We start from the raw sequence: 10,959 nt of genomic DNA on the forward strand, positions 1-10,959 counted from the left end.
AGATTGACCTTGTTTTTTTCGCATTTTAAAAAAATTATTGAGAAAAAGCTTGCCTTTTTTAAAGAACAGTATTATACTAATAACATAAATAGTTAGTTAGTTGACTAATTAACTATAAAACTAAAGGAGGTGGTTTCAGAGATGAATGATGCAACACCTATTTACCTGCAAATCGCACAATTTATTGAAGATGAAATTCTATCCTCTCACTTCAAGGTTGATGATAAAGTCCCTTCAACCAACGCTTTTGCTAAAATGATGCAAATCAATCCTGCAACGGCAGGCAAAGGGTTAAATGATTTGGTTGATCAAGGGATTTTATACAAGAGACGAGGGCTGGGCATGTATGTGACCTCAGAAGCACGAGAGCTAATTCTCAAAAAAAGACAAAATGCCTTTAGCCAACAGTTACTGCCAGCTTTTCTGCAAGAAGCGAGACGCTTAGAGATACCGCTGGAGGCTCTCATAGGGATGATTAAGGAGGAAACCGATGCTTAAGTTAGAAAAAATCAGTAAAAAATACGGTCAAAAACGTGTCTTACAAGAGATTCACTTGGATTTTAAAGACCAGACAGGTGTTTACGGACTTTTGGGACGTAATGGTGTTGGTAAGACCACTATGATGAAAATCATCACTAATATGGTTGCCAACTATGAAGGTCGTGTCAATCGTGACTTTGACTTATCCCACATTGTCTTTGTGTCAAGTGATGTCGCAGCTACCAATGGTTTGTTTCAAGGAAAAATCACCAAGCTCATGAGCTACTACACAAGCCTTTACCCTAAGTTTGACGAGACTTATGCTAGAGAGTTACTCGCTCGTTTTGGACTGGATCCTCAAGCTAGAATCAAAAAACTATCTACAGGTAATAAAACCCTTGTCTACAACATCTTGGGACTTGCTACTCGTGAAAAGGTAACGATTTTTGATGAGCCAACTAACGGCCTTGACTCTGTTAACCGTCAAAAATTTTTTGAGGTGATGTTGGATGATTATACTCAAGAGCCTCGGCTTATCATCCTCTCAACTCATCTCATTCAAGAGATTGAGAACTACCTGACCCATGTTATCCTGCTTAAGGATAGTATGATCTTGATGGATGATGCTATTGAGACCATCCAAGCCAAAACCATGCGTATTAGCAATGCAAGGATCGCTCATAAGCGGGTCTTACATGAGCGACACATGGGCAGCATGACAGAGACCTTTGTCTTTGATACACTTTCAGATGAGGATGTTCAAGCAGTGACAGCACAGGATGGCACCGTGACCTATTATGATTTGCAAACACTCTTTAACTACTTGGTGGAGGAATAAGAATGAAACGACTAATCACATTAAGAAGTCTGCAACTTTTGGAACACTTAAAACAAGCAAGCCTTGTGATGGCTGTCATGCTTGCGATAGGCGGTTTTTTGGGAGCGATTGTTTATTTTTGGGGATATACTCAGGAGTTTGTTCAGCTAGGTTATCTCAGCACTCCTCATGTTTTAAAAGGTCTTGGGCAACTCATTTCAGTTATTTTAACACTCTGGGTGGTGATCAGCTGCTTTAGTGATGGCCTGTCTGATTTTGATGCAGCCCTGAGATTTGGTGTCAATCGTCGCGATTATGCCATCGCTAATTTTGGCATCTATACCGTGATGAGTGTCTTACAGACCTTAATCATGTTTTTCTCAGAAGAGCAGGTTTTCCTGTCGATACAAGACCTATCCCTAAACTTTTGGGGCAATCTTAGTGGTTGTTTTCTAACTGCTCTCTTTGCCTTTGCGATTTACAAGCGCGGTTGGGAAGTTCTGTTTCTCCTGTTGATTATTCCAATTGTTTCTGGGATCGGCTTTGTCTTATTGGATGCCATCCCAACTTCTGTCATTGTTGGTATAACAAAAATGTTCCTTAATATGCCTCCCTATGCTCATCAAGCGCTAGTAGTGGCTCAAACGATCTTGATGATTACTTGCTACTATTGGGTTGTTGCTAAAGTTGAAGTTAAATGATAATCACTAAAAACCCCCTTTCAATCCTGACAAGTGTCTTGATAAGACTTCTTGGATTGAGAAGGGGTTTTGGCTCACTTTATTATGAACTCATCACATCTGCGGATGGTATGATAGCACTGCTTATTTTTCAAAGGTATGTTTATGGTTTAGGAAAATAGAGAGAAACTTTTGTTAAACGTTTTTTCTCAGATTGAATGCTCATATGAAAAGAGTCACCAAATTCTAATTTAAGTCGCTGATAAACATTTTTTAGCCCAATACCACTAGAGATAAATTCTTCTTCCTCAATTTCAGTCATATTCACCAAATGCTTAGGGAATCCCTGACCATTATCTGAAATTGAAATGATAAGATGATCTTTGTTTTGTGAGACCTCAAGACATACAAATCCTAGCCAATCGACTGGTTTAATACCATGATAAATAGCATTCTCTACGATAGGTTGTAAGATGAGTTTGGGTAATCTGTAATCGTCATAGGTAGGAAGTTCGTGAATCTTATAAGTTAATTTTTCTCCGTATCTTTGCTGTTGGATATAAAGGTATTGCCGCACATGATCTATCTCATCTTTTAGCCTAATTTGTTCGTTACCATTATTGAGTGCGATTCGGAAAAATCTTGCTAAGGATTTGGTTAATGCAACAACACGTTCTCCATCATTAAATTCTGCCATCCAGACAATGGTATCTAAAGTGTTGTATAAAAAATGAGGATTAATTTGACTAGCAAGAGATTGAAGTTCATATTGGCGTATACTTTGTTCGTTTTCTTGGATACTAGCCATCAAAAACTCAATTCGGTCTAACATAGCATTAAATTGACGTGCAAAGTCAACTAATTCTACAGCACCTGTTTCCCTAGCTCTGATAGAAGAATTTCCTTGTCCAACTTTTAAGATAACAGCCTGTAAATTTTTAATTGGTTGCATCCAACGTTTTAAAATTAACCAAATCAAGCTACTACAAGGAATCAAGCTAATAAAACCAATTATAAAAAATAATCAAAACAACTTTTTTTCAATGGCACGAAGAGCATCTAAAGAGGAAACACCAACTAAGGTCCACTGTGTATTTGGAATAGCGTAATGATAGACATATTCTTTGTGGTTGGCTGTAAAATCATTAGAGATGGAAAAATAAGATCTTAACTTTTCCGTTTCTAAACGACTTGTAGAACTTTTATTCTTAGGGTGGTAAACAAGATGTTTATCAGCATCAATGATAAAGGTAGAGCCGGTTGAACCTAAATCTAGACGATCTAAATAAGTTGCTAAGGTTGCATAATCAATATCTAAGCGCAATACACCTAAATTATTCCCATCCATATCTGAAATTTCTTGAGTTACAGAGATAATCCAAGTTGTTTTGATGAGCTAAGCGAGCAGGTAGAAGAACCGGCATCATAGCCTCATCTAATATGGCTTTTTGATACCAGTTCTCTTCCATCATGTTAGAAGATGTTTGTATGTTTAAATCCTTGTCTGTAGAGATGACCTCTCCAGTCCTACTAACTAAGGTAGCAGCAACCAAATCAGGTTCGGCTTCTAAAACAGCTTGCATAATAGCGAGAGCTTGCTGTTGATTTTCAGGATTTGAGGATGTTAAATAGGAAATCACGGATTGATTTTTGACAAGGCTATTGCTAGTTTGGCGCAATTTTCCTAAATAGTCTTCAATAAATTTTCCAGCTTGATTGAGACTGTTTTGAGTAGCATGGGTTGTTAAGTCGCTAATGACTTGAGAACTTGTTTGATAATAAACACTACCAAGTATAATCGAAAATCCAATAATCATGAGGATAAAAGAGACAATCAACTGGATTAAAAGGGAAAGTTTTTTCATGTACTGTGTTCTTTACGGTATTGCTTTGGTGTCATTCCAGTTTCTAGCTTAAAGCGTTGAGAAAAATAGTTTATATCTTCAAAGCCAACACTGTGCGCAATTTCGTATATTTTCCAATCTGTCGTAAGTAATAATAATTTTGCTTTTTTTACCCGCTCAGCAATGATATAGTTTTGAAAGGGTTGACCAAGTTCATCCTTAATCAGTCGGGAGAGATAATTAGGAGAAAATCCTAATTGATAAGCTAACGATTTGAGGTTCAGATTTGGTTGATATAATTGTTTTTGGATGGTTTTTTCTATATCTGAGAGTGCATGAGTTTGGCTTAGTTTTTGAATTTCACTTTTTTGACGAGCTGTTTTTAATTGATTACAAATTCTACCAATCAATGCTTCGATATCTGTTCGTGAGAATGGTTTGAGAAGATAGTCGTCTGCTCCTAGTTTAAGTGCAGACAAAGCATAGTCAAATTCGTCATACCCTGTCAAGAAGACGACATGTGTTTGAGGATGTTTTTCTTTAATCACTTGAGCTAATGTAATTCCGTTCATGTGAGGCATGTTAATATCTGTTAAGACAATAGAAGTAGGATTTTTTTCAAATATAGCCCAGGCTTGACGCCCATCAGCTGCTTCTAATACAGAATCAATACCAAATTGTTTATAATCAATGAGGGTAAGAAGCCCTTGACGAACCAAAGGTTCATCTTCGACAATTAATAATCCAAACATTGTTCACAAATACCTTTCAATTACAACCTTCTTAGCAAAAAGGTGTTGTTGACAACTAATCAATGTAATCCAACAAGTAATCATAGCCTTCCTTAGCCATATTGGCCTTAGGAATGAAACGAATGGAGAGGCTGTTAATACAATAACGTAGCCCACCTTTATCTTTTGGGCCATCTGTGAAGACATGTCCTAGATGAGAGTTGCCAACACGGCTTCTTGCTTCAACTCGCTCCATATTAAAACTATTATCCTTGTGATAGGTTACTACATCTGGGCTTATTGGTCTTGAGAAACTCGGCCACCCACAACCAGATTCAAACTTATCTTTGGATGAAAAAAGGGGTTCGCCAGTCACAACATCAACATAAAGCCCCGCTTCAAATTGATCCCAATAACGATTTGAAAAAGCTCTTTCAGTATCATTTTTTTGTGTCACAGCATATTCTTCTTTAGATAACTTGTCTTTTATCTCTTTGTTAGTTGGCTTCATGTATAGATTCGCATCAATCACAGGAAATGAAGCAGCATTGACATTGATATGACAATAGCCATTTGGATTCTTTTTCAAATAATCTTGATGGTATTCCTCTGCTAGAATATAATGGTTTAGAGGTTCTACTTCGACTGCAATAGGCTTCTCAAATTTTGGGGATTGTTCTTTAATAAATTCCTTAATTATTGGCAAATCTTCCGATTTACTATAATAAATACCCGTTCGATATTGACGCCCAATATCATTACCTTGTTTATTAATACTGGTCGGATCAATAATACGAAAGAAATGTAATAATAGGTTTTTCAAACTAACTTGATTAGCATCGTATTGAATATGCACCGTTTCGGCATGATCTGTTTGGCTTATTAGATGATAATTAGTCGTATCTCCATGTCCATTGGCATAGCCAACAGTGACATTATCAACTCCTGGGATACGCGAAAAATATTCTTCAACTCCCCAAAAGCACCCACCGGCTAAATATAAATGCTGTACCGTCTTCATGTCATTATCCCCTTTCTTATTTTTAAGAGACATACTCTGGCTAAAGGCTCTGTCTTGGATTGTTTTGAATTGTGAGGAAGTTACACTTTCAGATTGCTTCATCCATTGCCAACCGATTAGAATTATTATTCCAATAGCTACAAATAATATCATTTTCCAATAATCTTTCCACATAGTATCATCACCTTAGGTTAACGAATAGCTTCTAGTTTGTTCTTAATGTCCATCTTGCTCATAAATCCTACGTGGGTCTCAGCTAGAGCACCATCGCTTCCAATAAAAACTGAAGTTGGGTATGCCCTAATACCAAAGGCCTCCATCATTTTTCCACCCTCATCCAGTAAAACAGGTATATGTTTGTATTGCAAACCATCATACCATTTTTTGAACTCCTCTGCTGATTTTTCGCCTTTTTGATTTGGAGATATAACTGAGAGAACCACGTAGTCTTCCCCTTGCTCCATAGCTAATTCTTCGGTATCAGGAAGGCTTGAAAGGCAAATGGAGCACCAAGATGCCCAGAATTTTAAATAGACTTTCTTTCCTTTAAAGTCAGATAGTTTATAAGTTTTGCCATCAATTCCCATAAGAGAAAAATCAATAGTTTTGTCCTTATCAGTCATCATTGTGTTGTGATTTGTCATCTTGTCGTCTTTCATGAACATTTTTTCTTCTGTTTTATGAGATAGCTTACTTGTTTGCTTTTGTCCGCAAGCTCCTAATAATACTAGACTGCCTAAGCTCATTGCTATGAGTGATTTTTTCATGATGTTATCTCCTTTAAGTAGATTCTGTTGAATGTTGCATAATGAAACAATGATTTACTTTTAATGAAAGAGTGTAGCGAGATTGTTGATATCACCAAATATCATTAACAGCCCCATTAGTATAATGAGAACCCCTCCCATTTTTTTTAGTGTTCTCAAATGTGGTTTTAGTTTGTTAAAGTGATTGAGAGTCCATTTAGAGAATAGAGCGATGATGAGAAATGGTATAGATAATCCTAAGCTATAAACCATCATGTAAAATCCCCCTGATAATCCCCCTTGATGTCCAGACGCTGCCAAGGCTAGAACAGAACTTAAAACCGGACCGATACAAGGACTCCAACCAAGACTTAGACTAATTCCTAGCAAAAAGGCCTTCATAAGTTGACCGTGCTGACTTGTTCTTTGAAAATTAATCTGCTTTTGACGGTAGAGAAACCTAATAGATAAAATTTCCATCTGATGTAGTCCAAGGATAATGACGATAATACCTAAAACATATCGAAGCCATGGACTGGATAAAAAATGCCCAAAAAGACCTGCACCAAAACCAAGAATTATAAAGACTGTTGAAAGTCCTAAAATAAAGAATAGAGTGTTGATTAAACTAAACCAATTTACTTTTACTCTTAAAATAGAGATAACTTTTTCTTCTGTTTCATCTAAAAGAATTCCTAGGTAAACAGGTAGAAGTGGAAAGATACAGGGTGAGAAAAATGATAGGGTACCTGCTAAGAAAACAGATAGTCCAAACAAAATATACGACATGGATAACGCCTCCTTTTAAACTTGTTAGATTTATTATAGAGTAATCCTCTTTCAAAGACTATAGATTTTAAACAGGAAAAACTTGATTATAATCAGATAAACTAAACATTAAAGCTGTCTCGCAAAATCTTTAAAGCGTACCAACTAAAAACCTCATCAATCTATCAAGTAGGCTGATGGAAAGCTATTTTTTTAAAATAGTTAGAGAAGATTTCAGCAAATTATGCTAAAATAAAGACCATAACCCTACGACATATAATTGAGGAAGACAATGACAGTATTATACCAATCGACACGTGATGACAACAATAAGGTAACAGCCAGCCAAGCCATTCTTCAAGGGCTAGCAGCAGATGGTGGTTTATTCACACCTGTAGCGATGCCAGAGGTGCATTTGGACTTTGACCAGCTAAAGGAGGCTTCTTATCAAGAAGTCGCGAAAATAGTATTATCCGCTTTTTTGGATGATTTTACCTCAGAAGAGTTGGAGGACTGTATCACCAAGGCTTATGATGATGCCTTTGATACCAAGACTATCGCTCCTGTGGTTAAGTTGACCCATCATTACAACCTAGAGTTATTTCATGGCTCAACCATTGCCTTCAAAGACATGGCTCTGTCTATTTTGCCCCATCTCTTGACCACATCGGCTAAAAAACAAGTTGTTAATCATAAAATCGTCATTTTAACGGCAACATCAGGAGATACAGGCAAGGCAGCTATGGCAGGCTTTGCAGACGTCCCAGGCACGGAAATCATCGTCTTTTACCCTAAAGATGGTGTTAGCAAGATTCAAGAGCTGCAAATGACCACCCAAGAAGGGCAAAACACCCATGTTGTGGCTATTGATGGTAACTTTGATGATGCTCAAACAGATGTCAAGCGTATGTTTAACGATACCGACTTACGTGATCGCCTCTTGGCACAGGGGATGCAACTCTCATCAGCCAACTCCATGAATATCGGCCGCTTAGTGCCTCAGATTGTTTACTATGTCTACGCTTACGCCCAACTCCTCAAGACTGGTGACATCGACAAAGGACAGGCCATCAATGTTACGGTTCCCACCGGAAACTTTGGGAACATCCTGGCAGCCTACTATGCGCGTGAGATTGGTGTTCCGATTGCAAAGCTCATTTGTGCCTCCAATGAAAATAAAGTCTTGACCGACTTCTTCCAGACAGGTACCTACAATAAAAAACGAACCTTCAAAGTTACCAGCAGCCCATCTATGGATATCTTGGTATCTTCAAACCTCGAACGCTTGATTTTCCATCTCGTGGGAAATGATGCCACAAAAACAAAGGCATTGATGACAGCCTTACCCTCTCAAGGAGAGTACAAACTAGATCAAGCTAATCAGGATATCTTAGATTTGTTTGAAGCAGGATTTGCCTCAGAAGAGGATACCGAAAGAGAGATCAAGAGGGTTTACGAGGAAGATCACTACATTGAAGACCCCCACACGGCGGTGGCTTCTAGCGTTTACCGTGCCTATCGTGACCGTACCAATGATGCTACTCCGACAGTCATTGCCTCAACCGCTAGTCCTTATAAGTTTCCACGCGTAGTCGTCAAGGCCGTAACAGGAGAAGATGCTGGCGGTGACTTTGTCGCAGTTGCCAAGCTTCATCAGCTATCAGAGGTGTCAGTGCCTTTAGCCGTTCGTGACTTAGAAGCACAGCCAGTCCGTCATCAGACTGTAGTTGCAACTAAAGACATGCAAAAAGCGGTTGAAGATTACCTAGGAGTTTGACATGTCTATCCTGTTTGAGTTAGCCAAATACCCATTACTTGAGACGCAAAGGTTATTACTAAGACCGATGACCAAGGATGATTTGCAAGATTATCATGCCTTCACCTCTGATGATCACAACCTGCGATATGCCTTTTACCCCCATCAAACGATTGAGGAAAGTTGGCAGGAATTAGTCTTGTATAACCTTCAATCTCCTATCGGCAAGTATGGGATTGTTGAGAAAAAATCCAACCGTCTCATCGGTAACATCGCCTTCAAACTAACCGATAGAGACGATACTTTAGAGATGGGTTACACCCTGCATCAGGATTATGCTGGGCGAGGTTACATGACTGAGGCAGCCAGTGCTCTTAAAGCCTTAGCCCAAAAACTACCTCATGTAAACTACCTAACAGCAGTAACCAATCATAATCATTTAGCCAGTAGAGCTGTTTTGGAAAAGATTGGCATGATCTTGGTTGACCAACAACCTAGCAAGAGTCTAAGAGGAGATGATATCCTGTCCGTTGCTTATCAAGTCAGCGTGTAGAGAGTAGATGGCTGGTCTCTTCTATCTCTGAAAGAACACTCACAACAATACCAATGAAAAAAGAATCTCAAAAACTGCTAACCATCGCCCTCCCAGCTATGGTCGAGCAATGTTTACACATGCTGACAGGATTTATCGACAATTATTTGGTGGCTCAGCTTGGGCTGGTTGCGGTGTCAGGTGTCGCGATTGCTAACAATCTGATAGCCGTTTACCAAGCTCTTTTTATAGCACTTAGTGCCGCCATATCGAGCCTTCTATCACGCTATAGAGCTCAAGGTCAGTCGCAGAAGCACCTTCAAGGCATAGCTGATGCTCTTTGCCTAACCAGCTTGATAGGCATTAGCCTAGGCTTGCTATCGCTTCTTGGCAATAGCTGGTTACTAAGCCGGTTAGGCACACCAACACCAGCAGCGCAAGAAGGTGGCCGCTATCTAGCGATTGTTGGCGGGGGCGTCATCAGTCTAGGATTACTCACTAGCATGGGCGCTATTGTTAGGCTTCAAGGGCATACCAAACTCCCAATGCAGATCAGCCTCCTGACCAATGGACTCAATGCCGTATTGTCTGCTCTGGCTATCTATGCCTGTCATCTTGGAGTGGTAGGCGTAGCCCTTGCTACCGTGATAGCACGCCTTGTGGGCGTTTTGCTATTGATGAGAAAGCTTCCTCTGCTAGCTATTCTAAGGCAACTACGTTTGGCGATTGACAGGTCTTTCCTTCAGATGGCACTACCAGCAGCAGGAGAACGCTTAATGATGCGGATCGGTGACCTCCTGCTCATCTCGATTATCGTGACTTTTGGCACCGATGTCGTCGCCGGCAATGCTGTTGGTGAAACCCTGACACAATTTAACTACCTCCCAGCCATGGGCATAGTGGTAGCGACAGTGATTGAGGTTGCTTCACATACTAGGGAAAATCCTCGTAAAGCTAGAAAGATTGTGATCAACAGCTTCTACCTATCGACCCTAATGATGTTTTGCTTAGCAGCTCTTGTCTTTTTCTTGAAGTCTCCTCTCACCAGTTTTTTTCTAACAGATCCCAAAGCCCTAGCAGCTAGCCAAGTCGCTATCAGCTATTCTCTCATTGGCGTACCCGTGACAGCTGGAACCTTAATCATGACCGCCACCTGGCAGGGCCTAGGAAATGCTAAACTGCCTTTTTATGCCACAAGTCTAGGCATGTGGATTATTCGGATTGGACTAGGTTATGTTTTAGGAGTGACTCAGAACATGGGACTAGAAGGCATCTGGCTAGCAACCGTCTTAGATAATCTTTTTAGGAGCCTCTTCCTAGCCTATCTCTATCACAAAAACATCATAACGACGATCAGAACTCCCTGAAGTGCAATATTGTCCTTACACTATTTTTCATTATTTTAAAACGCCAACAGTTAAGAAGTTAAGACATTTGTCTTGGCTTTTTTTTTAGATATCTTCGCCTCAAAAAACGCTTAAAACCCCTATCATGACAAGCAAAATACTTGACAAAATGGGGGGGTAAAATATAAGTGATACATTTATGGCAAAAAAACAAGAAAGGGAAACTATGTTAGGTAAC

The 10,959-nt window shown here is 39.3% G+C and carries 10 protein-coding genes and 1 pseudogene; 6 read left to right on the forward strand and 5 right to left on the reverse strand.

Going from position 1 to position 10,959, the window contains the following annotated elements:
- Nucleotides 1-141 precede the first annotated feature (141 nt).
- From ACMZ6Z_RS06270 to ACMZ6Z_RS06280, 3 genes are read left to right on the forward strand one after another with little or no spacing between them, the layout of a single operon-like run.
- On the forward strand, nt 142-498 hold the full coding sequence (locus tag ACMZ6Z_RS06270) for a GntR family transcriptional regulator (RefSeq protein WP_416131723.1): 357 nt from the start codon (nt 142-144) through the stop codon (nt 496-498).
- Nucleotides 491-1,318, forward strand: a complete 828-nt coding sequence (locus ACMZ6Z_RS06275; protein ID WP_416131724.1) for an ATP-binding cassette domain-containing protein — start codon at nt 491-493, stop codon at nt 1,316-1,318. The genes ACMZ6Z_RS06270 and ACMZ6Z_RS06275 overlap by 8 nt, the downstream gene beginning before the upstream one ends.
- Before the next feature lie 2 nt (nt 1,319-1,320).
- On the forward strand, nt 1,321-1,998 hold the full coding sequence (locus tag ACMZ6Z_RS06280) for a hypothetical protein (RefSeq protein WP_416131725.1): 678 nt from the start codon (nt 1,321-1,323) through the stop codon (nt 1,996-1,998).
- Nucleotides 1,999-2,140: 142 nt separating this feature from the next.
- On the opposite strand, the pseudogene ACMZ6Z_RS06285 reads toward ACMZ6Z_RS06280, so the two are convergent.
- From ACMZ6Z_RS06285 to ccdA2, 5 genes and pseudogenes are all read right to left on the reverse strand, one after another.
- A pseudogene (locus ACMZ6Z_RS06285) lies at nt 2,141-3,842 on the reverse strand (cache domain-containing protein).
- Complete coding sequence (locus ACMZ6Z_RS06290) at nt 3,839-4,573, reverse strand: response regulator (RefSeq protein WP_416131726.1); 735 nt, start codon at nt 4,571-4,573, stop codon at nt 3,839-3,841. The pseudogene ACMZ6Z_RS06285 and the gene ACMZ6Z_RS06290 overlap by 4 nt, the downstream one beginning before the upstream one ends.
- A 55-nt stretch (nt 4,574-4,628) precedes the next feature.
- Complete coding sequence (gene msrB / locus ACMZ6Z_RS06295) at nt 4,629-5,606, reverse strand: peptide-methionine (R)-S-oxide reductase MsrB (protein WP_416131733.1); 978 nt, start codon at nt 5,604-5,606, stop codon at nt 4,629-4,631.
- Nucleotides 5,607-5,764: 158 nt separating this feature from the next.
- Nucleotides 5,765-6,340, reverse strand: a complete 576-nt coding sequence (locus ACMZ6Z_RS06300) for a TlpA family protein disulfide reductase (protein WP_416131727.1) — start codon at nt 6,338-6,340, stop codon at nt 5,765-5,767.
- A gap of 60 nt (nt 6,341-6,400) precedes the next feature.
- Nucleotides 6,401-7,108 carry a thiol-disulfide oxidoreductase-associated membrane protein CcdA2 gene (gene ccdA2, locus ACMZ6Z_RS06305; RefSeq protein WP_416131728.1) on the reverse strand — a complete coding sequence of 236 codons (708 nt, stop codon included), beginning with the start codon at nt 7,106-7,108 and terminating at the stop codon, nt 6,401-6,403.
- Nucleotides 7,109-7,379: 271 nt separating this feature from the next.
- On the opposite strand from ccdA2, the gene thrC reads away from it, so the two are divergent.
- The 3 genes from thrC to ACMZ6Z_RS06320 are packed head-to-tail and all read left to right on the forward strand — an operon-like array spanning nt 7,380 to nt 10,742.
- Nucleotides 7,380-8,864 carry a threonine synthase gene (gene thrC / locus ACMZ6Z_RS06310; RefSeq protein ID WP_416131729.1) on the forward strand — a complete coding sequence of 495 codons (1,485 nt, stop codon included), beginning with the start codon at nt 7,380-7,382 and terminating at the stop codon, nt 8,862-8,864.
- A 1-nt stretch (nt 8,865) separates the two neighbouring features.
- Nucleotides 8,866-9,396: a GNAT family N-acetyltransferase gene (locus ACMZ6Z_RS06315; protein ID WP_416131730.1), complete on the forward strand. Its 531-nt coding sequence runs from the start codon at nt 8,866-8,868 to the stop codon at nt 9,394-9,396.
- 53 nt (nt 9,397-9,449) lie between these two features.
- Complete coding sequence (locus tag ACMZ6Z_RS06320; protein ID WP_416131731.1) at nt 9,450-10,742, forward strand: MATE family efflux transporter; 1,293 nt, start codon at nt 9,450-9,452, stop codon at nt 10,740-10,742.
- Nucleotides 10,743-10,959: the final 217 nt, after the last annotated feature.

Source organism: Streptococcus pluranimalium, assembly GCF_047785705.1.
Lineage (GTDB): Bacteria > Bacillota > Bacilli > Lactobacillales > Streptococcaceae > Streptococcus > Streptococcus pluranimalium_A.